Origin of the sequence: Marinobacter sp. RI1 (assembly GCF_041155085.1) — a bacterium.
GTDB classification, from domain to species: domain Bacteria; phylum Pseudomonadota; class Gammaproteobacteria; order Pseudomonadales; family Oleiphilaceae; genus Marinobacter; species Marinobacter nauticus.
Genome location: NZ_AP031605.1, coordinates 2365633 through 2389904, shown reverse-complemented (window position 1 = coordinate 2389904; position 24272 = coordinate 2365633). Strand labels below are relative to the sequence as shown.

General features: G+C 57.4%; 19 protein-coding genes. 6 read left to right on the top strand and 13 right to left on the bottom strand.

The genetic code is table 11. The features are described 5' to 3' along the window. The first annotated feature begins 7 nt into the window (after nt 1-7). Together flgM and ACAM27_RS10695 are read left to right on the top strand one after the other, a co-directional pair. Nucleotides 8-334 carry a flagellar biosynthesis anti-sigma factor FlgM gene (flgM, locus tag ACAM27_RS10700; protein ID WP_011784682.1) on the top strand — a complete coding sequence of 109 codons (327 nt, stop codon included), beginning with the start codon at nt 8-10 and terminating at the stop codon, nt 332-334. Nucleotides 335-341: 7 nt separating this feature from the next. Beyond that, the gene (locus ACAM27_RS10695; protein WP_222197820.1) at nt 342-812 is read left to right on the top strand and encodes a flagella synthesis protein FlgN; all 471 of its coding nucleotides are present in this window, start codon (nt 342-344) and stop codon (nt 810-812) included. A gap of 71 nt (nt 813-883) precedes the next feature. On the opposite strand, the gene ACAM27_RS10690 is transcribed toward ACAM27_RS10695, so the two are convergent. Next, nucleotides 884-1627: a pilus assembly protein PilB gene (locus ACAM27_RS10690; RefSeq protein WP_222197821.1), complete on the bottom strand. Its 744-nt coding sequence runs from the start codon at nt 1625-1627 to the stop codon at nt 884-886. 204 nt (nt 1628-1831) lie between these two features. Between ACAM27_RS10690 and ACAM27_RS10685 the strand changes: the two genes are divergently transcribed. The 3 genes from ACAM27_RS10685 to ACAM27_RS10675 all read left to right on the top strand — a co-directional run bounded on the left by ACAM27_RS10685 (nt 1832) and on the right by ACAM27_RS10675 (nt 5076). Beyond that, on the top strand, nt 1832-2440 hold the full coding sequence (locus tag ACAM27_RS10685; RefSeq protein ID WP_199453160.1) for a peptidylprolyl isomerase: 609 nt from the start codon (nt 1832-1834) through the stop codon (nt 2438-2440). 5 nt (nt 2441-2445) lie between these two features. Continuing rightward, on the top strand, nt 2446-4341 hold the full coding sequence (gene mnmC, locus ACAM27_RS10680; protein WP_222197822.1) for a bifunctional tRNA (5-methylaminomethyl-2-thiouridine)(34)-methyltransferase MnmD/FAD-dependent 5-carboxymethylaminomethyl-2-thiouridine(34) oxidoreductase MnmC: 1896 nt from the start codon (nt 2446-2448) through the stop codon (nt 4339-4341). 90 nt (nt 4342-4431) lie between these two features. Continuing rightward, entirely contained in the window at nt 4432-5076 is a 645-nt protein-coding gene (locus ACAM27_RS10675; RefSeq protein ID WP_014421707.1) for a CBS domain-containing protein, read from the top strand. A 27-nt stretch (nt 5077-5103) separates the two neighbouring features. Here ACAM27_RS10675 and ACAM27_RS10670 read toward each other — a convergent pair whose 3' ends face one another. From ACAM27_RS10670 to ACAM27_RS10650, 5 genes are all read right to left on the bottom strand, one after another. Then, nucleotides 5104-7842 (bottom strand): hypothetical protein, encoded by a 2739-nt coding sequence (locus ACAM27_RS10670; protein WP_222197823.1) that lies wholly within the window; start codon nt 7840-7842, stop codon nt 5104-5106. Between the two features lie 147 nt (nt 7843-7989). Further along, nucleotides 7990-10026, bottom strand: a complete 2037-nt coding sequence (gene ligA / locus ACAM27_RS10665; RefSeq protein ID WP_222197824.1) for an NAD-dependent DNA ligase LigA — start codon at nt 10024-10026, stop codon at nt 7990-7992. A gap of 24 nt (nt 10027-10050) precedes the next feature. After that, entirely contained in the window at nt 10051-11073 is a 1023-nt protein-coding gene (zipA, locus tag ACAM27_RS10660) for a cell division protein ZipA (RefSeq protein WP_222197825.1), read from the bottom strand. Nucleotides 11074-11203: 130 nt separating this feature from the next. Then, nucleotides 11204-14695, bottom strand: coding sequence for a chromosome segregation protein SMC (gene smc, locus ACAM27_RS10655; protein ID WP_222197826.1), 3492 nt, complete (start codon nt 14693-14695; stop codon nt 11204-11206). A 1-nt stretch (nt 14696) separates the two neighbouring features. Continuing rightward, the gene (locus tag ACAM27_RS10650) at nt 14697-15377 is read right to left on the bottom strand and encodes a GntR family transcriptional regulator (RefSeq protein WP_222197827.1); all 681 of its coding nucleotides are present in this window, start codon (nt 15375-15377) and stop codon (nt 14697-14699) included. Nucleotides 15378-15649: 272 nt separating this feature from the next. Between ACAM27_RS10650 and ACAM27_RS10645 the strand changes: the two genes are divergently transcribed. Beyond that, a complete protein-coding gene (locus ACAM27_RS10645) occupies nt 15650-16576 on the top strand; it encodes a GGDEF domain-containing protein (protein WP_022992465.1) in 927 nt (308 codons plus the stop codon). Between the two features lie 9 nt (nt 16577-16585). Here ACAM27_RS10645 and rluB read toward each other — a convergent pair whose 3' ends face one another. The 7 genes from rluB to lpdA form a co-directional block, all read right to left on the bottom strand. Then, nucleotides 16586-17572 (bottom strand): 23S rRNA pseudouridine(2605) synthase RluB, encoded by a 987-nt coding sequence (rluB, locus tag ACAM27_RS10640; RefSeq protein ID WP_222197828.1) that lies wholly within the window; start codon nt 17570-17572, stop codon nt 16586-16588. A gap of 41 nt (nt 17573-17613) precedes the next feature. Beyond that, the gene (gene scpB / locus ACAM27_RS10635) at nt 17614-18279 is read right to left on the bottom strand and encodes an SMC-Scp complex subunit ScpB (RefSeq protein ID WP_199453150.1); all 666 of its coding nucleotides are present in this window, start codon (nt 18277-18279) and stop codon (nt 17614-17616) included. A gap of 16 nt (nt 18280-18295) precedes the next feature. Continuing rightward, the gene (locus ACAM27_RS10630) at nt 18296-19123 is read right to left on the bottom strand and encodes a ScpA family protein (protein WP_222197829.1); all 828 of its coding nucleotides are present in this window, start codon (nt 19121-19123) and stop codon (nt 18296-18298) included. A 37-nt stretch (nt 19124-19160) separates the two neighbouring features. Then, nucleotides 19161-20375, bottom strand: a complete 1215-nt coding sequence (locus ACAM27_RS10625) for a tryptophan--tRNA ligase (RefSeq protein WP_011784667.1) — start codon at nt 20373-20375, stop codon at nt 19161-19163. Nucleotides 20376-20570: 195 nt separating this feature from the next. After that, on the bottom strand, nt 20571-21443 hold the full coding sequence (gene sucD / locus ACAM27_RS10620; protein ID WP_011784666.1) for a succinate--CoA ligase subunit alpha: 873 nt from the start codon (nt 21441-21443) through the stop codon (nt 20571-20573). After that, nucleotides 21443-22609 (bottom strand): ADP-forming succinate--CoA ligase subunit beta, encoded by a 1167-nt coding sequence (sucC, locus tag ACAM27_RS10615; protein WP_011784665.1) that lies wholly within the window; start codon nt 22607-22609, stop codon nt 21443-21445. The genes sucD and sucC overlap by 1 nt, the downstream gene beginning before the upstream one ends. Nucleotides 22610-22805: 196 nt before the next feature. Further along, nucleotides 22806-24248, bottom strand: a complete 1443-nt coding sequence (gene lpdA / locus ACAM27_RS10610; RefSeq protein WP_011784664.1) for a dihydrolipoyl dehydrogenase — start codon at nt 24246-24248, stop codon at nt 22806-22808. Between the last annotated feature and the right edge of the window lie 24 nt (nt 24249-24272).

Below are 24272 nucleotides of genomic sequence, written 5' to 3'. Positions count from 1 at the left end.
TATTGATATGTCAGTTGACTTAAATGGAATTGGCCCCGGCCAGGTCAACACCACGCGCACCACGGCCGACAAAGCCTCAGGCAATCAAACGTCACAGGCGCCCACAGGCGAGCAAGCCAAGGCCCAGAGCCCCGCTGCCCGTGGCGAAAACGTGAACCTGAGCAATCAGGCGAAAAACCTGAAGCAACTTGAGCAGAAGCTGGGGGACTACCCCGAAATGGACGATGATCGCATCGAACAGATTCGTTCTGCTCTTGAGAACGGCACCTACAAGGTAGATGCCCAGAAACTGGCCCAGAAAATGCTTGAGATGGATAAAAGCATTTTCGGGTGAGTAAAGCATGACTGCACATGAACAGTTGAAAGCGATTCTTCAGGAAGATATCCGCCAGCTTGAGTCGCTGGCGGAAGTACTCCACCAGGAAAAATCCGTGCTCTCCTCTGCGGATATCCAACCCCTCCAGGAAATGACCAGCCGGAAAAACCAGATTCTTGAGGGCATACGCGAACGCGCCAAAAAGAAGATTCACCTGCTGGTGAATATGGGCTACAAGCCCAATGCCGGAGAGCCATCACGCTTCATTCGCGCCGCTGGTATGGATGAGCTGTACCAACTCTGGAAAGACGCCGACACCCGTTTGCGCGAATGCCAGGCCGTGAACCAGAACAACGGCCGAATTCTTGGCCACCTGCAAAAGCGCCTGTCACGCCTTACCGACATCTTCCGAGGTGCTTCCGCTCAGCAGAAGCTCTATGGTGCCAAAGGCCAGCAGACCAACGTCTCAAGCACCAACATTCTGGCCAGCGCCTGATACGCCCATCGCTCACAGACAACGAAATGCCCGGAGATCTTCCGGGCATTTTTCGTTTCAGGGCAAGATTTTCAACGCGTATAGATGGTCATCTGGGAATCCGGGTGAAAGCGGATATCGCGAATGCTGACATTGCCCATGGGTGGAGTCTGGCCGCCCACCACGCGAATATTATCCATCCGGATTTCCTCGATACGCTCCGGAAATGCCAGCCTCAGGCCTCCGTCTTCCTGTAGCGAGTAGCGAGGCTCTGAGTCCCGGTAATGCACACCCGTAATTGTAAGGTCTGAATCCAGAAAACTGAGCACCGGCACGAATACATTTGCCGCCAGTCTGATCCCTTCCACCACATCGACATCGGGAGATTCTCCTGAGAGATCGTCCCGGGCGCTGGCGGGCATGGAAGACACGGCCTCCAGACGCTCCATCAGGCCAATACCGCTTTGTGCAGACACCCCTGACATTTCCTCTTCCGAGAGGGGGGTGAGTCCGCTCCGCTCGTAGAGTTCGCCCGCTCCGGCGCCTATCTGCGCTGCATTGGTGTTGCTGGACGCCAGTGACACCAAGGGCTGAAATGGCAAGGTGACCATGGTAACCAGCGCTGCTGCATTGCGGTAACGCGACTGATGCTTGAGTACGCGGTGGAGTTCCCTCTCTGAGATCCAGCCGGCAGCAATTAACACCTCACCGAGGCGCTGCCCGGTTTCCCTCTGCGCACGAAGCCCTTCTTCCAGCTGACCTTCAGACAGGTAGCCACGATTGATCAGCAACCGGCCAAGCCGGGATTTCTCTTCAAAACCCTGACGGATTCTCACCAGATTCCTCCTGCAGTATCAGTGATCACCGTACAACCCGGCCCGGTATTCAACAGTCAAGTGAAGCGTAGCCCACAACCTCTGAGCGTGCTGTTCTGATTTGCCCTTAATGGCGTAATGATCTGTTAAGATCTGCACAAACTACGTAATAACCGGATTATCTCAGTATTCTGGTCACCACCTGTAACAGAGAGCTGCCTTGAAATGACAAATCCCGTAAAACTCGTCCCGATTGTGATGTCTGTCCTGTTTGCCTTCGTTGCCACTCTGCTGACCACCTCACCAGCCGTGGCGCAGAACGAGGAACCGGCACTTCCTGAGGTCCGTTTTGTCACGACGGAGGGCTCTTTCGTGCTTCAGCTTCGGCCCGATGTTGCGCCCAAAACCGTGGAAAACTTTCTGGCTTACGTAAACAGCGGTTTTTACGATGGCACCATCTTTCACCGGGTTATTCCCGGCTTCATGGTTCAGGCCGGCGGATTCGATGAGAACCTGGGGCGTAAACAGACCCGAGCTCCCATCGTGAACGAAGCTACCAGCACCCTGCCCAACCTTCGCGGCACCATCGCCATGGCCCGAACCAATGCGCCGGATTCTGCCACCAGCCAGTTTTTCATCAATGTGGCCAATAATGATTTCCTGAACGCCGGAGTTCGGGGCCCGGGCTATGCGGTTTTCGGCAAGGTGACCGATGGCATGGGTGTGATTGATCGTATCGCAGGGGTCCAGACCGGCTACCAGCGCGGAATGGCCGATGTTCCGGTGAGCCCGGTCATCATCGAGTCCGCCGAAGAAATCACAAAAGACAACTAAGCCCCATGATTAACGACCTTCGTCCGCCGGCAATGGAACCGGCGGAGCTGATATGGCGAGACGGAGTGCCTGAATCAGCGCGCTTTGGCGACGTTTACTTCAGCAGAGATGACGGTCTGGCCGAAACCCGTTACGTGTTCATCGAAAAAAATGGACTACCCGGGCGCTTCGCCGAACTGGACAGGAACAGCCACTTTGTGATCGCCGAGACAGGTTTCGGAACCGGGCTCAACTTCCTGGCGACCTGGGCCGAGTGGCTGGCTCAACGACCTGACGATAAAGACCACGCAATTCTTCACTTCATCTCGGTGGAACGTTACCCCCTGTCTCTGGCCGATCTGGAAAAGGCCCTGGAGAGCTGGCCGGGGCTGCAGCCCCTGGCTCGGGAGCTGATTGAGAACTACCCACCGCTGATCAAAGGAACGCACCGCCTGGTACTTGGCGGTGGCGCTATCAGGCTTACCCTCTGTTTTGGCGATGTACTGGACGCCTGGAACGAACTGGAATTCGTAGCCGACGCCTGGTTCCTTGATGGGTTTGCGCCGTCGCTGAACCCGGACATGTGGCTCGAAAAAGCCATTCATCAGATTCGGGCTCACAGCCAACCAGGCACCACCCTGGCCACCTTCACCTCGGTCGGCAGGGTTCGTCGTGCGCTGGCAGATGAAGGCTTCGAGATGGCGAAAGTTCCCGGCTTCGGGCGCAAGCGGGAAATGCTGACCGGCAGACTGCCAACCTCGGAAGAGGTCTCTGCCCCCACTGTCGGAACTGACCCCATCGTCATCATTGGTGCCGGGATCGCCGGTGCCGCTCTGGCCCGCAACCTGGCGGAACGGGGCGTTCCGGTGGTGCTTGCCGACCAGGCCAGTGGCCCCGGAGCAGGAGCTTCCGGTAACGACCAGGGGGCCCTGTACGTAAAACTCGGTGTCGAGTACAACGACCAGACAGAGCTCGCAGCCACCGCGCTTTGCTTCAGTCAGCGCTTCTACCAACGCTGGCAGGGCGAGTTCTGGCACCCAAGCGGGTTGCTGCAGCTTGCAGCCACAGACCAGGAGCAGGATCGCCAAAAGCGGTTTCTGGAACGTAGCAGCTACCCCGAAAACCTGCTGGGTGCCGTATCACCCACCGAAGCTAGTCGTATTGCCGGCATACCGGTCCAGCGCGAAGGGCTATGGTTTCCGGGTTCCGGGTGGCTACAACCGGCCCGAGCGTGCAAAACGCTGATTGAGCACCCACTCATCCACACGATTTTCGGGTTCAAGGCCGGTACGCTGAGGTGGGCAGACAACCACTGGGTCATTCAGGCCAGTGACGGAAGATCTCTCAGAGCCGCAAAGGTTGTGGTTGCTGCCGGCCATGAAAGCACTGCCCTCGCTCCAGTACCTGAGGGCCAGTCGCTGCGCCTCAAGCCCATTCGCGGACAGGTCACGCGCATACCCGCAGACGACTGCCAACTTCCAGACGTGGTCATTTGTGGCACCAAATACCTGAACCCCGCTTATGACGGCAGTGCCATAACCGGCGCCACATTTGATCTGCGCGACGATAACCCCGAACCAACGCCCAAGGGACATCAGGAAAACCTGGACCAACTTCGGGAACTGCTGCCCTCCGTAAACATCTCAGAACACATACAGGCAGAACATCTTCAGGGGCGCGTGGGATTTCGCTGTACCACACACGACTATCAGCCGGTGGCTGGTCCGTGCCCCGGCAACAATGAGATATCCCGGACCGGCGTGTATCTGCTCACCGGTTTTGGCAGCAAAGGCCTGGTATGGGCTCCCCTGCTGGCGGAATATCTGGCCGACCGGATCTGCCAGCAACCGGCCTGCCTGAATACCCGGCTCGCCCGTCGTGTGGAAACGGGACGCCTTTACCGGAACCAACTAACCGTATAGTAATAAACTCGAGCTATAGCGAACGGTCCGGCGGCCGATAAACCGTCATAAGGTGGCAGTAGAGGGGGAAATCCCCGGAGAGGTGGAACCATGTCCATTTTCGTCAGTGAACCCGGACGTCCGATCGGAACCCGGTTACCCGAAGCGTTCCGAAGTCGCCGGGTGGGCGATGTCACCGAGCTGTCGGAGTCTGCGTCCATTTCTGCCGAACACAGCGAGGCTACCGACGCCGAGTTCCAGCAGGCGGTGCACAGCGGCGGTGGTGGTAGCAGCTTCCGCGCACTTCAGGAATATGGTGCCGCTGCTGCGGGCGAACGTCGGGAGGAAAGGGTTTACCTGCCAGTCGCCGACATCAGCTCGCCAGCGCAGTTTTCGGTTCCTGCTTCTGCCACCGTCGCAGAGGCGCTGGAGACCATGGAAGAACACGGCGTTCACCATCTGGTCGTGCTCTCGGATAACAATGTCGCAGGCCTGATCGACCTGCGATGGCTTCTTTCGTGGATTCACGAGAACAGTTCGGAAGCTTTGAACCAAAGCCTGATTCACATTGAACTACCGGCTTTTCTGACTGCATCTCCCGAAACCGACGCCCATCAACTGGCACGCCTGATGCTCGCTCACCGGCTGAATGCGGCCCTGGTCATCAATGCTGCCGGACAACCCGCCGGCGTGGTCACCAGCACCGACTACCTGAAGCTCTATGCCAATGCGGGCCGACAGGAAGGGGCGGTCTGACCCACCCCGGACCTGCAACCCGGAGGATTACGGCGTTATCGGTGTCAGTAACTCACCTTCCGGGCTGAAAACAAGCAGCATCCTTTCGCCATTTCGGTTCACCAACGCCACCACTTCATCGTCGCGGTAATTCTCCAGATCGAGAATGTCCAGACCTTCGAATGCCAGTTGCCTACGCCAGTTGCGGAAGGCTACGTCAGATTCGGAGGTATCCACTCTCGCCAGGATACTCTCTGTGCCCGCCACCGGCGCCGCCTGGCCTTCAACAAAGCTCCCGTTGGTGTTGCCCGACACCACAATATCACCGTCAAACCGGACACCACGGGTCAGGAATTCGTTGGATAGATCACCCGCATCATCAACGGTGTACGCGCTCAGAGGTTCGCCTGAAGTATTGAATCCCAAAACAAAGCCGGCCCGATTATCCAGCCGCGTGCGAATAATTTCATCCTCCGCATTTTCGGTACCGGCATCCTCTGGCTGCGCTTCACGGAATCGGTAGCTATAGGGCGCGTCGCCGACCAGCACCACCCCGGCACCACCATACAGACCGTCCCCGAGCGATTCAGAGCTGTCTTCACCCACCTGATACACGGTCGGTGACTCTCCGGTGTTGCCATTGAAGAAATACGGGCCAACATTTCCGAGGCCATCAAGCGTCATTGGCGACGCCCCGAACAGCAGAGCCAGCGAGCCTTGTGAGCTACCACCGACCACGGTCTCATCACCTGATGAGCCAACCTGCCGTGTCCAGGCCAGGGTCGGCTCCAGAGCCCCTGCGTTCTCCGCCGTATCAATGCGGGCCAGGAAACTGTCGGTGCCGCCCTGGTAGGCATCGGTATTCCAGGCACCGCGGGTTTCGCCGCCCACCAACACATAGCCAGTGGTGCCGTTAATGCCCACCCATCGCACCGAATCGTCCGCCGGCGTGCCAATTCTGAAGATATTGTTTCCGATCCAGCTCGGAAGATAGTTCCCCGAAGCACCGTCATAATGAAACAGGGCCGTTACCGCATCAGACCCGCCAACGGGAGCACCCGGTTCTGCCTGGTCAGAGCTGAAAGCAACGGCAATTTCATAACGATTCACACGGTTATTGTTTTCAGTGACCGTTCGTACACCAACGTCCAGGAATACGTCTGAAGGTTGCAGCGTTATCGCCGGGTCTGTCACCTCAACAATCTGCAGCTCCGTACCCGCCTGGTCATAAATGCGGACCTGGATCTGATTGTTCCCGGGAAGGTAACCAGCAACAAACACCCGGCCCTCATGGCCCAGCGACACATCCGTTGCCATAAAGCCATCACTCCAGACCAGCGGTTCAATCAGACGGTTCAGGTTCAACCTCAGCAGTGTTTCAGACTCGCCCCTCGCATATCCGGCCCGGCCAGCCTGGTAATTTACATCGACGCCAATAGGCGCAGCGTTGTCGTCCAACTCATCCTGAAGATTGTTATAAACAAGCGCACGCACACCAAAGGTGATTTCATCCTGCTCCAGCGGGAATACCAGCTCCTCAATTGGGTCATAGGTACCCTGAGCATTCTTCTCAACAATCTCGAAAGTTTCGTCCTCGACAACACCCGTCAGCTCGCCAATTCTTGCCAGCTTGGCTCTGAACAGGGTTTTACGGTCACCCGTGAGAATGGCGCGATACTCACGAGTGGTCTCGGTATTGATCGTATCGCGACTACCGCCATTGACGGTTTCTATGCTGAGTAGCGGCTCGTTATCCTCAATTGAAAGGTTGGCTTTGACCTCAACACTACCATTGCCCAGCGAGGCAATGCCCTGGCGTACTTCGGTCAGAACCATGGTCGCCACTTCTGTTGGCTCGGGAATCAGGTCGTCAACCACTTCAAAGGGAATGTAGCACTCGGTAAGACCGGGCTTCAGTGTCACAACACCGCCGGTTACCGTATCGCCAGTCGTGTCATACTCGACGTACTCGAGGGGGTTACCCTCTTTATCAACGGGGTGATTCAGTTCGTCGCTGAGCGCAACAAGGTCTTCGCCAATAATAATCGCACCGGTGTTGGCGCGGCTATATTTGCAGTCCTGATGGGCGGGATCAGTTTCGTCATTGTCACAGGCAGTTGGGTCGAAATCAGAACGCAACTCAAAGGCGATTTTGACTTCGGTAACCGAGGGTTGATCCAGATTTACTTTTACATACGCGCGCTTGGTTGGGTAGGTGACTGACTCAGTTCCATCCGGCGCGCCCTCATCCGTGAACTTCTGGAGCTCATAAGAATAGGAGCCGGCATCAAGCTCAGGCACCGCACACCGCTCTTCCGACTCGTCTTCGCTCTCCTGGCTTTCACCTTCTTTCAGATTGGCTCCGGCTAAGGTGATAACGTTCCGCTTGACGTCGATATCAAACGGCTGAAAACCCGCCATGCGGCCGTCCGTGGTGACTATCTCGATATTCTCGGTCTGGCCAAGATCAGCTTCACCCCGGTTGCCTCCGGATAGCCCAGGCACACCGCGCATGATAATACCCTGACGCGCCTTATTGCTGGTGTCTTCCAGCGCAAGCCAGGATGGCGCATTGGTCAGCGAGTAATCGAGTATGCTTTCACCGCCATAGGCACCCCAGTTGTAGTAATACTCCACCCCCAGATAGGCGGTGGTCGGTGGCGCCCCCAACAACGTGGGCTGGTCAGGATCTTTTTCGGTCTTGCAGCCGGTTGCTGCCAGGGCAATCAAGGCAACACCAAGGAGGCGGCCCGAGGCGGTTGAGCGGGAGAACAAATCGGCGCGCATGCAAAAATCCGTTTCATGACGTTATTGTTATGGCCGTGCCCGGATGCCTGGCATCCGGTTTACACACCGTTACAGATCAACGCCATGGTAGCCAATTTGAATCCGGAGCGATCTGCGCGAGTTCTCAGATTCTTTGGCCAGCAGCCCTCAGACCTCGATACCATGTTCCCGCAGCAGGTCGGCCAGCCCTGCCTCATCCAACACAGGCACCCCCAACTGCTCAGCCTTGGCCAGTTTAGAGCCGGCGGCCTCGCCTGCGACAACGCAGGCGGTTTTTTTGGAGACACTACCAGCAACCTTGGCACCGAGCTGCTCAAGCTTTTCCTTGGCCTGATCCCGTGTCATGCCTGAGAGAGTGCCAGTCAATACCCAGGTCTGACCACTGAGAGGCTGTTCATCGACCGACAGCACATGCTCTTCCTGCCAGGTGACGCCTGCTTCTTTCAGCGCCGCAAGTGTTTCCTGATTATGGGGCTGATCAAAGAAGCTCCGGATATGACCGGCCACAATAGGCCCGACATCAGGCACCGTCTGGAGAGACTCTTCATCCGCTTCGGAAATCGCTTCCAGCGTGCCGAAATGGGCTGCCAGCCCCTTGGCGGTCGCCTCACCCACTTCACGAATACCAAGTGCATAAAGGAACCGCCAAAGCAGCGGTTCACGGGAGCGATCGATGGCGGCAGTAAGATTTGCCGCAGATTTGTCGCCCATACGCTCCAGACTGGCGATCTGGAATTTCGTCAGCCGGTAAAGATCCGCCACGGTGCTGACCATACCTTCGTCCACCAACATCTCGATCAGCCGGTCCCCAAGGCCCTCAATATCCATGGCCTTCCGGGAGGCATAATGCCGGATCGCTTCCTTGCGCTGAGCCGGGCAATACAGGCCGCCCGAACACCGCGCAACGGCCTCTCCCTCAATCTGGACAATATCCGAGCCGCAGACCGGGCAGTGCTCGGGCATTTCAACCATCGGCGCCATGGCCGGGCGCTTTTCCGGCACCACCTTCACTACCTGCGGGATAACATCCCCGGCCCGGCGAATGAACACCGTATCGCCGATATGAACGTCCAGGCGTCGGATCTCATCCATATTGTGCAGGGTTGCATTTGACACAGTCACACCGCCGACAAACACCGGCTTCAGGCGGGCTACCGGTGTCACTGCTCCGGTTCGACCCACCTGGAATTCCACATCTTCAATGATCGTCAGCTCTTCCTGGGCCGGAAACTTGTGGGCGATCGCCCAACGCGGGGCGCGGGAAACAAAACCCAGCTCCTGCTGAAGATCGAGACGGTTTACCTTGAACACAATGCCATCGATTTCATAGGGCAAGCTGTCGCGCTTGGCCATCAATTCGTGGTAGGCATCCAGACAGGCTTCCACACCCTCGGCCTTGCGCATTTCCGGATTGATCCGGAACCCCCAGTCCCTGACAAGCTGCAAACTGTCCCAATGAGTTTCAGGCAGTACACTTTCATCAGTTACCGCCATACTGTAGGCACACAGTTCCAACGGGCGCCTGGCGGTTACCGTCGATTTCTTCTGGCGCAGGCTTCCGGCAGCAGCGTTGCGGGGATTTACAAAGGTCTTCTCGCCCTGCTCTGCCAGGCGCTCATTCAGCTTCTCGAAACCGGCACGGGGCATGTACACCTCGCCGCGGACCTCAACAAGATCCGGATATCCCGAGCCACGCAGCTTGAGAGGTACCGACGGAATGGTACGAATATTGGCGGTGATATCTTCGCCGGTATAGCCGTCACCCCGGGTCGCGGCACGGGTTAATGTACCGTTTTCGTAGTGCAGGCTGACGGCGAGACCGTCCAGCTTGGGCTCACAGACATACTCAATGGCCCCGTCCTCTCCCAACCGGTCACGAACCCGACGGTCAAAATCCCGTAGCTCGTCCTCACTGAAGGCATTATCCAGCGACAGCATCGGCAGGCGATGGGTAACTTCCTCGAAACTGGTCTCAGCGCTGCTGCCTACCCGGCGGGTCGGCGAATCCTCTGTCGCGAGTTCCGGGTGTTCGGCTTCCAGCTTCTGCAACTCCCGAAACAACCGATCGTACTCGGCGTCGGGGATCCTGGGGTCGTCCTGAACGTAGTAGTAATAATTGTGGTCTTCGAGGGTAGCGCGCAGAGAGTCCACGCGCTTCCGGATAGTTTCGGGAACGTTGGTCATCGGGTCTGGGGTCCGGACGGGCTGCTAGGCTCGCTGGGAGCGTTGTTTGCGTTCAAACTCACGAATGCGCTGGCGACAGTGCTCAATGGTTTGCGGCGTCATTACGCTTCGGCGCTCATCTTTCAGTTCGCCACCAAGGTTTCGGACTACGCACTGGGCAGTTTCAAGCATAAATTCGAAGGCCTGCAACGCATTGGTGGGCCCCGGCAGGCTCATGAAGAAACTGATACCAGGGGTGCTGAGGCCAGCCATGTCCTGCGGGCGGAAGGTACCCGGCTCCACGGCATTGGCGACACTGAATTGCACAGGCGTGGTAGTGTCCTCGGATTCATGGCGGTGGTAAATGTCCATATCGCCATGCTCCAGGCCGCAGGCCTCAAACAGGCTCTTGAGCTTACTGCCCTGGAACTGCTCGCCGCTGCGGGCCAACACGTTGATCACCAGCACTTCCCTGGCCTCGGGGCGATTGGCTCCGGCCAGGGGCTGATTCTTGCGCGGCTTGTTGGGCGTTCGCCTGGCGGTATCTTCCTCAACTTCGGTGGTAACCACCGGCGGCTCTTCCGCTCTGGGTTCGGGTTCGGGTTCGGCTTTGGCCTTTTCAGGACGGGAGGGCCTGGTTTTCGATCTATCCACCGCCGGTGCCGGAGTGCTGACCGCCTCGCACTCAACGGGCTCGGATTCTTCTGTTTCCGGTTTCACGACCCTGGGAGGGCTCAGGATGCCGTCACCCTCATCGTCGTCCCGGGCGCTCCAGCCGGATTCCGGGGTTACATCGTCTTCTTGATCAGCACTTACGGGCGCGGACATATCGCGTTTCAGATAGCCCCGGTCTTCCAGTGTCGAGCGGGAAACCGTGCGAGCACCACCGTTTGGCAATTCCGGGTTGAAGTCATCATCCAGCGGGGAATCCTTGAGCTCGTCAGCCCCCATACCCGACGAAATGGCCATGGATTCCTTCCGGGCACGCCGCATACGGCGCACACCGTCAATCACAATTCCAATAATAACCAGGGTACCTATGGCAATTAACCATTCCCTAAGTGACATAATGCTGCTGTCCTGTTTGCAGTTTGGAACGTTGCTACTCTAAGAAAAGCCCGTAATGAATACAACGCACACCGGGCCCAGATGGCGTTATTGTCATGGTTGGCGAGCATTTCACCAACCACTGCGCCTATCAGGCCTCAGCCAGCGCGGCGGCCTCATCCACATCAACAGATACCAGGCGCGAGCAGCCGGGTTCGTGCATGGTGACCCCCATTAACTGATCCGCCATCTCCATGGCGATCTTGTTATGGGTAATGTAGATGAACTGAACCTGTTTCGACATCTCCTTAACCATATTCGCGTAGCGACCCACGTTGGCGTCGTCCAGCGGCGCGTCCACTTCGTCCAGCATACAGAACGGAGCGGGATTGAGCTGAAAAATCGAGAACACAAGCGCGATGGCTGTCAGCGCCTTCTCACCCCCCGACAACAGGTGGATGGTGCTGTTCTTCTTGCCCGGCGGCCTCGCCATGATGGCCACGCCAGTCTCCAGCAAGTCTTCCCCGGTCAACTCGAGATAGGCATTGCCACCACCGAATACTTTCGGGAAAAGGGCCTGCAGGCCGCCATTCACCTGATCAAACGTCTCTTTGAAGCGCTGCCGGGTTTCCCGGTCAATCTTCCGGATAGCATTGTCCAGGGTTTCCAGCGCTTCCATCAGGTCGTTGTGCTGCTCGTCCAGGTAGGTCTTTCGCTCGCTTTGTACCTGATACTCTTCAATGGCCGCGAGGTTAATTGCTCCCAGACGCTGGATACGGTTACCGATTTTCTCCAGCTCTTCGGCCCAGACCTTTTCTTCAGCATCCTCTGGCAGCTGTTCGAGAACTTCCTGGAGCTTAACGTTGAGCTCCTTGAGCTGCTCAATATGGTTGCCGGAGCGAATTTCCAGGGCCTGGGATTCCATCTTCAGTTTTTCCAGCCGAGCCCGGATTTCCTGAACCTGATGCTCGGTTCGGCTCCGCCCCTGTTCGCGATCACGAACCTGTCGATCAATCTCTTCCAGGGCATCCCGGGCGGCACTGAGCTTTTCTTCTTCGGCCAGTCGTCGTTCCAGCAACCCTTCAAGTTGCAACTGGAGATCCTCAATAGGCTCCTCGGCACTTTCGCGGGATTCCCTGAGTACATCCAGCCGCTCTTCCAGACGCTCTTTCTGCATCTGCATCCGGTCGATGGTTTGCTGCAGTCCGTCGCGCTGGCTCTGGAGTGTCTGCAACTGTAGTTGCAGTTGATGAGCGTGATCACGGTCATGCCGGGCTTCCTGGCGCAGGCGGTCCAGTGTTTCCCTCAGAGAATCCCGTTGCTCCAGCAACTGCTCTTTCTCTTCCTCACTGTCCTCGCTGGATGCGAGTGCAATATCCCACTCTTCACGGGCTTCCTGGAGGTTGGCCTGCTGCTCTTCCAACGCAAGACCCACATCCGCAATGTCTTCCCTGATCCGGGACAGCCGGGCTTCAATCTGCTCTGCCCTGGCTTTCAGACCACTGGCACGTGAGGCCAGAGCCCCAAGCTCCCGCTCAACGTCGCTGTGGCGGGCTTGAGCCTCGTCCCGTTCGGTTTCGGCACGCTCCGCCTTCTCCTGGAGATGCTCAAGCTGCTCGGTTGCCTGCTCGAGCCTGGCTTCTGCTTCCGCCAGCTTTGCCTGCAATTCCGTTACCTTTTTCTGACGCTCAATCACACCAACCTGAGCGGCATCGGAGTCAGGCATCAGCAACCAGTCACGAGAAAGCCAGACACCGTCCCGGGTGATGATGCTCTCGCCAGGCGCCAGACCAGATCGGTTGGCCATGGCTTCAGAAAGGGTATCGGCAGCCTGAACCAAAGAAAGCAGCTGGCTGATCGCCCCAACACCACTCACCTTGGCCGCCAGGCCACGGGTTTCGGAGGCAACGGCACGGTCACTGACCACAGCAAAACCTTTGGGGGCCGATTCCAGGGCTGTAGCCAGTTGATCGAATTCCGGCAACGTCAGGCCCTGAGTGAAGCGGCCAATGACCTGCTCGACGGCAAACTCCCAGCCGTCCTCAATCGACAATTTCGCAGCAAGTCGCGGCGCGTCGGTCAGCCCCTGATCGGCCAGCCACGATTGCAGGGCATTGTCGCCGGCACCCATTTGTTCGTCCAGAAGTGCCTGCTGGGACTCCATCGTGGCTTTGAGGCTCTGTACCGTCTGGCGATATTCAGATGAACTCTGTTCGGCTTCGCGCAAAGCCTGTCTGCTCGAATACACCTGATCCTGCAGTTGCTGAATACGCTCCGCGGTTTCTTCCCTTTTCAGTTCCAGGGTTTCCTGTTCTTCCAGAAGCTGCTCGAGCTCCGAGCGATCCAATTGTCCGTCCAGCAGCGCCTGCTCATCGCGCAATTTCTGTTGTCGGGTTTTCAGCTGTTCGATGGCGTCTTCAAGAGAGCGAATTCGGGATTGCGCCAGTTCGGCCTGCCGGCGGGCATCCGATGAACGGGTACTGAACTCATCCCAGCGGTGCTGCCAGTCACTCATGGCCTCTTCTGCCTGCTGGAGCTTCTCGGCCGATTCCTCTGAACGTATCGCCAATGCCTCCTGCTCAGGCTCGATCATGTCGAGCTCTTCCCGGAGCGTGGCCAGCTTTTCTTCATCCTGTTCCAGTTCGCGGCCTAATTCGCGCTCGTTGGCCAGGGCCTGATCCAGCTCTGCGGCAGTCTGTCGGCTGCGCTCGCGCTGGTGCTCCAGACTTTGCTCAATACGGGCAATGTCGGCCCCGGCCTCATAGTACCGGGCCTGAGCCCGGTTAAAGTGCTCGGTCCGTTCATGGTGGTCTTCCCGGAGCGATTCCAGCGAAGTTTCGAGGTTCACCCTTTCGGTCAGGAACTTCTCAAGTTCCAGCTCGGTATCGCGGATTTTTCCGCGCCAGGTCTGAAGATCGTCATCAAGGGCTTTCCAGCGCAACACCGTTAGCTCGGCTTTCTTTTCGCGCTCTTCCTGTTTGTAGGCTTTGTATTTTTCCGCGGCGGCCGCCTGACGCTCCAGGTGCTGCAGTTGACGTCCAAGCTCTTCGCGAAGGTCTGTCAGCCGCTCCAGGTTCTCCTGAGTACGGCGAATACGGTTCTCCGTTTCCCGCCTCCGTTCCTTGTACTTGGAAATGCCCGCAGCTTCCTCGATGTATACCCGCAATTCTTCGGGCTTCGCCTCAATCAGCCGGGAAATCATGCCCTGCTCGATAATGGCGTAACTGCGCGGCCCGAGACCGGTTCCAAGGAACAGATCGGTAATGTCACGACGACGGCATTTGGAGCCATTCAGGAAATACTCGGATTGCCCTTCCCGGGATACCCGGCGTTTTACCGAAATCTCGTTGAACTTCACAAACTCGCCGGGCGCCGATCCGTCACTGTTGTCAAAAACAAGTTCAATCGACGCCTGTCCCACCGGCTTGCGGGCACTGGAACCGTTGAAGATAACGTCGGTCATCGATTCGCCACGCAGGTACTTCGCGGAACTTTCACCCATTACCCAGCGAACGGCATCGATAATATTGGACTTGCCACAGCCGTTAGGGCCCACCACCGCGGTCATGTTGGAGGGGAAAGGCACCGTAGTGGGATCAACGAAGGATTTGAATCCCGCGAGCTTGATGGACTTCAGCCGCATATCAGGCGGTCTCCTCCGTGAGAATACTCAGAACCTGGTGGCGCTGATGCTCGCCAAAGTCCTGAATAACCCGTTGCAGACGCTCGGAATCGCCCTCAACGGCAGCATCGGCCAGACGACGGAAGAAGGTACCGGTTTCTGCGATCTCACTCCGGAAATGATCCAGCGCCACGTAATAGGTCCGGCTGATGGCGGGACGGAAGTTTTCGAGGGTTTCCTCAAGCAAGGGATTGTCAACCAGACGGTAGGCATACTGCATGACCCCGAACCCCGCTTCAATGACCCGCTCTGCGGCATCGGGCGCATTCGAGTTCAGGGCATCAATAACCGCCTGCATTTCATTAACCTGCCCCATCACGCCGCCGAGCTGTTCACCTGGCCAACGCTCCAGCACCTTGCGAGCCAACATGCACAGCAGATCGATGTAAATATCGTAAAGGGCATTCACCGAGTCTATCGTCAGCTCCGACACCACCGCCCCGCGCCGGGGATAGATCTCAACCAGATGACGCCGCTCCAGAATCAGCAGAGCCTCACGCACGGAGCCGCGGCTGACATTCAGATCGCCGGCGACCTTGAGCTCCTGAATTCGCTCTCCCGGCTTGAGATCGCGAACAACAATGCGCTGCCCCAGATGTTGGGCAATCTGTTCGGATAGGCTTTCCGGTGCCTGAAATCTCATAAATCGACAGCTCGCTTGGTACATTCAAGCGCAGGAGTTTATCACAGGCTTTTGGCAGCCCCACCCCTTTGTCCGACATTTCGATTGCACGTCTTCAGAACCGGCAACCCGCTGCCGGAATTTTGACAACCAGGCAAATATTATCTGCCAGTTTATGGAATCGACTTTAACAGGAGGCACTTTTCTATTGTTTTTATTGGGTTTTTATCTTATGGCATTTTTTCTGCTTGTTGGTACAGCAAATCACTTTGTCACCAGCAGAGCGTCCTACTGTGAAAAACCTGACATCGATCCGGCCAAACACTTCCCGCCCCGCGCGGCTTGCCGCTTTGAAGCAGTCGTTCCAGGACTGGAACAACACCTCCGATGTCATGGCCCGGCTGGCCAGACGCCTGAGCACCACTCTCTCCCTCGAGGCGCAACTGTCGATTCTGGCGGAGGAGATGACAGACATGGTGCCTTTCGACTCACTCAATTACAGGCACCGCATCGCCCGTCAGGACTTCGTTTTTTCCACTGGCATGGGTGGCCCCCATCGCTGCGAGTACCGTCTCTCTCTGGAAGGTCACCAGTATGGCACTCTGACGTTACACCGTCGCCAGCGATTCAGCGAAGAGGAACTGACGGGTATCGAGATGATGCTCTCCGGTGCGATCTGCCATATTCGCAATGCCTGCCAGTTCATTGCCATCGAACAGACCGCACTGACGGATTCCCTGACAGGCATTGGCAACAAACGGGCACTGGATGAGGCGCTCCAGCGCGCCAGCGCCATGGCGGACAGACACGGCGCCCCCTGGAGCCTGATCCTGTGCGATCTGGATCACTTCAAACTGATTAACGACAACCACGGCCACGTGGTTGGCGACCACATTCTCGCTCGCACCGCAGAAAAGCTTGAGCAGGCCCTGCGTAATTCCGACACGGTCTATCGCTTTGGTGGCGAGGAGTTTGCCATTCTCCTGCCTCATACCAACGAGCAGGAAGCCCGTGACGTAGCAGATCGAATTCGGGCTGCCATTGAAAGCATTCGAGTGGACGGCGGTGAAACACCTCTGACGGTTACCGCCAGTTGCGGTGTGGCGATGCACCTGACGGATGAACAGCCCGAGCAATGGCTTGCCCGGGCCGACGAAGCACTCTACCGGGCCAAGGCGGCCGGCAGAAACTGCACACGTGTATTCGCAAGTATTTCCTGAAGAGAAGCCTCAGCGAGCGGGCTTTCTGCCCTTGCCTGCAGACGGCTTCCCGCGGGAATCAGACCGTTTTTTTGGCGGCGCACCATCGGCGACTTGCCAGCTTCCACCTTTACGCGTCCGTTGCAGTGATTTAGCAGGACTCTTGCGGCGCTTGCGATCATGGGCAGCCTGCTCTCCCGGAGTTTTCTGGGGTACAGCAACGCTGCCGAGCCCCACGGCACGGCTCAGCGCATCAACACCCTTCTGATCCAGCTCTTCCCAACGGCCCATGGTCAACCGGCTGGGCAGCAAGATCGGTCCATACCGTACCCGCTTGAGACGGCTCACCCGAACGCCCTGAGATTCCCAAAGGCGACGCACCTCCCGGTTGCGACCTTCCAGCAAGGTTACGTGGAACCACTGGTTCATACCTTTGCCACCCGCCGGGCTGATATCGGTAAACTTGGCCATGCCGTCTTCAAGCAGCACACCTTCCTTCAGGCGCTCAATCATGGCGTCATCCACTTCACCGAATACCCGAACCGCGTATTCCCGGTCAATCTGACTGGAGGGATGCATCAAGCGATTCGCCAACTCACCGTCGGTGGTAAACAACACCAGACCGGTAGTGTTGATATCCAGACGCCCAATGGAGATCCAGCGCTGGTCCTTGAGCCGCGGCAGGCGGTCAAACACCGTGGGCCGCCCTTCCGGGTCTTTCCGGCTGGTTACTTCGCCCTCTGGCTTGTTGTAAATCAGCACCCGACGCACAACTTCGGCAGCTGAACTCACGTCCAGCAGCTTGCCATCAAGCTCAAAACGATCAGAAGTGGAAGCCTTCTGGCCAGGCTGAACCGGAACACCATTGACCAGCAGTCGACCGGCCTCTATCCAGCCTTCCACTTCCCGCCGGGAGCCAACGCCGGCGCGAGCAAGCAGCTTCTGCACCCGCTCCGGACCTGCACTTAGAGACTGATCGCTACGGGCTGTTTTGTTTTCGGGGCCTTTTGCCGCCATAAGGGTAAATATCCTTGATATACGGGGCTGAAACCTGGGTTTCAGTGAAGTGTCTGATCCGGTTCAGGCGCCTGGGACTCCGCGTCGGAGTCCGGACTGGCACCGGAACCATCAGGAGAGTCGAATTTGATCTCTCCCTGCATGTTCTGCTCTATTTCCCGACCGATCTCCTCAAGGTCACGTACCTCAGAAAGCGGAGGCAGTTCATCCAGCCCGGTCAGGTTGAAATAATCGAGGAACTGGCGTGTGGTGGCATACATGGCAGGCCGCCCAGGGACATCCCGATGACCGACCACGCGCACCCACTCTCGCTCAAGCAGTGTTCGAATGATATTGCTGCTTACCGTAACCCCACGAATATCCTCGATCTCGCCACGGGTGATGGGTTGACGATAGGCAATCAGGGCCAGAGTTTCCAGAAGCGCCCGGGAATAACGCTGGGGCTTTTCCTCATACAGTCGACCAACCCATGGCGCAAACTCTTCCCTGACCTGCAATCGGTACCCGCTGGCAACCTTGCGAAGCTCAAAGCCGCGGCCTTCGCAGGATTGCTCCAGCATCATCAGCGCATGCTCCATCACCTGCCTGGCCGGGCGCTCATCTTCGCCAAACAGCTCGCGCAGCTGCTCCATAGACAACGGCTTGCCGGCCGCCAACAGTGCCGCCTCAGCAATAGCCTGAATACGGGCCAGATGTTCTTCGTTCATAGTGTCACTCGATCCTTCAGCTTGCCGCCCGCGCCCTGACATGAATGGGGCCGAGCACTTCCGCCTGAACGATTTCAATCAGCTGTTCTTTCACCAGTTCCAGTGTGGCAAGAAAGGTCACCACCACGCCAAGCCGGCCCTCTTCAAGGGTAAACAGGCTCTCGAATGTTACGAACCGGTCGCCCTGCAGCACAGAGAGAATGTGGGACATCCGCTCCCTTGTCGATAACCGCTCTTTCTCGACATGGTGGCTGGTAAACAGATCCGCCCTCTGCAAAACACCCTGCAACGCCAGTAACAGCTCCTTCATATCAACGTCCGGATGGGGTTGCGATGACGGAAGCTTGGGTAAAGCAGCGGAAGCCGGATAGGTATCCCGTTCCATGCGCGGGATTTCATCGATATCCTCCGCAGCCTTCTTGAAGCGTTCGTACTGCTGCAGCCGGCGAATCAGCTCTGCCCGGGGGTCAATATCGTCTTCATTGTCACTCTCCTGGCGGGGTAGCAACATACGGGATTTAATCTCCGCCAGGGTCGCAGCCATCACCAGATATTCAGCTGCCAGCTCAAACCGCATCGCTTCCACCGCACCAATGTAATCCATGTACTGGCGTGTGATTTCACTGACATCAATATCGAGGATATTCATGTTCTGGCGGCGAATAAGGTAGAGCAGCAAATCCAGCGGCCCCTCAAAGGCCTCCAGAAAAACCGCGAGGGCATCCGGCGGGATATAAAGATCCTTGGGGATATCCACCAGGGGTTTGCCGGATACGAGCGCCAGCGGCACCTGTTCCGGTGTCGTTGCCTGCGCTTCTTCCGGCTCCCTGGTGTCTTCGGTCATGCCTTTGCCAGCCTTTGACGTTATTGGCGGTCAGGAATCAGCGGTAGCTGAGCCCCATCGCTGCACGGACTTCTTCCAGGGTATCACGTGCGGCATCGCGCGCATGCTCTCGCCCTTCCTGCAGAATGGAATGCACCAGATCCGGATTGCTCTCGTATTCCCGGGCACGCTCATGCAACGGCTTCTGTTCCTCGATGATGGCATCGATCAGCGGCTTTTTGCAGTCCAGGCAGCCAATACCGGCGCTGCGGCAGCCTTCCTGTACCCACTGGCAGGTCTGCTCGTCCGAGTAGACTTTGTGCATACCCCAGACCGGGCACTTCTCCGGCTCGCCCGGGTCTGTCCGTCGCACCCGCTGCGGGTCGGTTTGCATGGTCCGGATCTTTTGCGCAACACTGTCCGGATCTTCACGCAAGCCAATGTAATTGTTGTAGGACTTGGACATCTTCTGTCCGTCCAGCCCCGGCATCTTGGATTCCGGCGTCAGCAACGGCTGCGGCTCCGGCAGTATCACCTTGCCTCCGCCTTCAATGAAACCGTATAACCGCTCGCGGTCACCCAGCGAAATGTTCTGCTGTTCTTTCAGCAGGGCCCGTGCGGTCTCAAGCGCCTCAAAATCGCCTTCTTCCTGATACCGTTTTTTCAGGTTGCGATAGAGTTTCGCGTTCTTTTTGCCCATCTTGACGATAGCGGCCTCGGCCTGCTCTTCAAAACCGGGCTCGCGACCATAGATGTGGTTAAACCGGCGGGCGATTTCACGGGTAATCTCAACGTGGGATACCTGATCAGCACCAACCGGCACCTTGCCGGCACGATACATCAGGATATCCGCAGTCTGGAGCAACGGGTAACCGAGGAAGCCGTAGGTGGCCAGATCCTTTTCCCGCAGCTTTTCCTGCTGATCCTTGTAGGTGGGAATGCGTTCCAGCCAGCCCAGGGGCGTGATCATAGACAACAACAGGTGCAGCTCGGCGTGTTCCGGAACCTGGGACTGGATAAACATGGTGGACGAGCCCGGATTAACTCCGGCCGCCAGCCAGTCGATGACCATATCCCATACGCTTTGCTCAATGCCGGAGGGATCATCGTATTGCGTGGTCAGGGCGTGCCAGTCCGCCACAAAGAAGAAGCACTCATACTCGTGCTGGAGCTTGACCCAGTTTTTCAGCACACCATGGTAGTGGCCGAGGTGCAGCTTGCCGGTCGGACGCATGCCGGACAACACTCTTTGCTGGGAATCGACAGAACTCAAAGCACGAACTCCTTCTTTCTGTTTATAGAGCGCCGGAGATCAGCGCCTAAACCGGCCGCTGAAATCAGGCTGACCGGGCATTATAGTCTTTACACTCGCCGGCGTTAAGCAATGCGGCACAAAACCGGAGCTCTATAACGCAAAACCCCCGGAATTCTCGCGAATCCGGGGGTTTTGGTGAAGCTCAGGGCTGCTTTACCAGCCAGTCACTTCCTTCAGGGCCTTGCCGATTTCGGCCAGGCTGCGCACGGTTTTAACACCGGCGTCTTCCAGGGCGGCAAACTTCTCGTCCGCCGTACCCTTACCACCAGAGATGATGGCGCCAGCATGGCCCATACGCTTGCCCGGAGGTGCAGTGACACCGGCAATGTAGGAAACCACCGGCTTGGTGACGTTCTCTTTGATGAACGCAGCCGCTTCTTCCTCAGCGGTACCACCGATCTCACCAATCATGACGATGGCTTCGGTTTCCGGATCTTCCTGCAGCAGCTTCAGAATGTCGATGAAGTTGGAGCCAGGAATCGGGTCGCCACCGATACCGATACAGGTGGACTGACCGTAGCCGAAGTCCGTGGTCTGCTTGACCGCTTCATAGGTCAGGGTGCCGGAACGGGACACGATACCAACCTTACCCTTCTTGTGGATATGGCCAGGCATGATGCCGATCTTGCACTCGTCCGGAGTGATCACGCCCGGGCAGTTCGGGCCGATCATGCGTACGCCTTTACGATCAACGTATTCTTTGGCGTACAGCATGTCGATGGTCGGAATACCTTCAGTGATACAAACGATCAGCTGAATACCGGCGTCGGCCGCTTCGATGATGGCGTCTTTACAGAACGGAGCCGGAACGTAGATGACGGTCGCTTCAGCGCCGGTCTTTTCTACCGCTTCACGTACGGTGTTGAACACCGGCAGACCCAGATGCTCAGTGCCGCCCTTACCGGGGCTGACACCACCTACCATCTTGGTGCCATAGGCAATGGCCTGCTCAGAGTGGAAGGTACCCTGTGCGCCGGTAAAGCCCTGGCAGATAACCTTGGTGTCTTTGTTGATCAGGATGCTCATTATTTACCCCCTGCGGCTTTAACGACTTGCTCTGCGGCGTCCGCCAGGCTGGTGGCGGCGATGATGTTCAGGCCACTTTCGGCGAGTACCTTGGTACCCAGCTCCGCGTTGTTGCCTTCCAGACGAACCACAACAGGCACTTTAACGCCGACTTCTTTAACCGCACCGATGATGCCCTCTGCGATCATGTCGCAGCGAACAATACCACCGAAGATGTTAACCAGAACGGCCTGTACCGCGTCGTCAGACAGGATGATCTTGAACGCTTCGGATACGCGCTCTTTGGTTGCGCCGCCGCCTACGTCCAGGAAGTTGGCAGGCTGGCCACCGGACAGCTTGATGATGTCCATGGTGCCCATGGCCAGGCCAGCACCGTTAACCATGCAGCCGATGTTGCCTTCCAGCGCAACATAGTTGAGCTCCCACTTGGCCGCTTCCGCTTCCCGGGAGTCTTCCTGGGAGGGATCGTGCATCTCGTGGATTTTCTTCTGACGGTACAGTGCGTTGCCGTCTACACCTACTTTGGCGTCGAGGCAGTGCAGGTCACCAGCCGGGGTGATCACCAGCGGGTTGATCTCAACCAGAGCCAGGTCGCACTCTTCAAACAGTTTGGCCAGGCCCAGGAAAATCTTGGTGAACTGACCGATCTGCTTGCCTTCCAGGCCAAGCTTGAATGCCAGTTCACGACCTTGGTACGGCTGCGCGCCGACCAGCGGATCAATTTCGGCTTTCAGGATCTTTTCCGGAGTTTCTTCGGCAACCTTCTCGATTTCCACGCCACCTTCAGTGGAGGCCATGAAAACGATACGACGGGAACCACGGTCTACCACAGCGCCCAGGTAAAGTTCCTGATCGATGTCGGTGAGGGATTCAACCAGAATCTTGCTGACTGGCTGGCCGTTTTCGTCGGTCTGGTAGGTAACCAGGTTCTTACCCAGCCACTTTTCGGCGAATTCACGGATCTCTTCTTTGCTCTTGACCAGCTTTACACCGCCGGCCTTGCCGCGACCACCGGCGTGAACCTGGGCTTTCACTACCCAGCCGTCACCGCCGATTTCGTCTGCCGCTGCTACGGCTTCCTTGGGAGTATCGCAGGCAATGCCTTTGGATACGGGCAGGCCGTACTCAGCGAACAGCTGCTTGCCCTGATATTCGTGCAAATTCATAGTTAATGTCCCGTCTATTGATGGAGGATAACCACGTACGGAAATGAACCCGTCAGTGCACCGCCATTGGTGCAGCTGGAACGAATTCGTTCTGGCAGGCCAGGGATCGCCTCGGCCTGCCGGTCACGCATGCGAAAAGCCGCCGTTATGATGGCAGCGGGGCGCCCCAGTTGGCGCCCCGTATTCCGACAATGCGTTACTTCTTCTTGCGACGGTTGGCGACGTGAATCGCACCGCCAGCAACGGCCAGGGCCGCTTCGTGCACAGACTCGGACAGAGTCGGGTGCGCGAAACAGGTCAGAGCCAGATCTTCTGCACTGGAACCGAATTCCATGGCGATCACGCCCTGGGCAACGATTTCAGACGCCTGCGGACCCACTACGTGGAAGCCAAGAATACGGTCGGTCTTCGCATCTGCGATGATCTTGACCATACCGGAAGCCGCATTGGCTGCCATGGCACGACCATTCGCCGCAAACGGGAAGGTTCCGACGTTGTATTCTTCGCCTTCAGCTTTCAGCTGCTCTTCGGTCTTGCCGACCCAGGCAACCTCAGGGAAGGTGTAGATGACATTCGGGATGCAGTCGTAATTGACCTGAGGCTTATGCCCGGCAATACGCTCAGCAACCATCACGCCCTCTTCAGACGCTTTGTGGGCCAGCATTGGACCACGAACCACATCACCGATGGCCCAGACACCCGGTGCTTCGGTCTTGCAGTTGTCGTCTACGAAAATAAAGCCCCGCTCATCCATGGTCACGCCGGAGTCTTCAGCCAGTGCACCATCGGTGTACGGACGACGGCCAACAGCCACGATCAGCTTGTCAAACTTGGCGTCTTGCTTACCCTTGGAGTCTTCGTAGCTGACGTTAACCAGCTTGCGCTTGACTTCCGCGCCAGTCATGCGGGCGCCCATCACGATGTTCAGGCCCTGCTTCTGGAACTGCTTCAACGCATCCTTGGCACACTGCTGGTCAACCGCCGGCAGGAAACTGTCCTGCGCTTCGATCACGGTTACTTCTGAACCCAGGCGGGCCCAGACGCTACCCAGCTCCAGACCAATAACACCGGCACCGATCACACCAAGACGCTTGGGAACTTCGGTAAACTCCAGCGCACCCTCGGAATCGACGATGTACTCACCGTCGAACGGCGCCGGCGGAATCTCGATCGGCCGGGAACCGGTGGCGATGATCACGTTGTCGGCTTCATAGGTCTTGGTTTTGCCATCCTTGTCGGTGACTTCCACCTTACGACCGGCCAACAGCTTGCCGTGGCCGTGGATCGAGGTGACGCCATTGGCCTTGAACAGGCCAGCAATGCCACCGGTCAGCTGCTTAACGATACCAGCCTTGCGCTCCATCATCTTGGCAACGTCGATTTTCACGTCCTTGGCCAGGATGCCCATGGAATCGTAATCGTGGCTGGCTTCCTCAAACTTGTGAGTCACTTCCAGCAGGGCCTTGGACGGGATACAGCCTACGTTCAGACAGGTGCCACCGAGCACCTGGCTCTTGCCGTCTTTACCAGTCCAGGACTCTACACAGGCGGTCTTGAGACCCAGCTGAGCGGCTTTAATGGCAGCAACGTAACCACCGGGGCCTGCACCAATGACAATAACGTCGAACTTATCGGACATAATCTTTCCTGTTATCGAATTCGT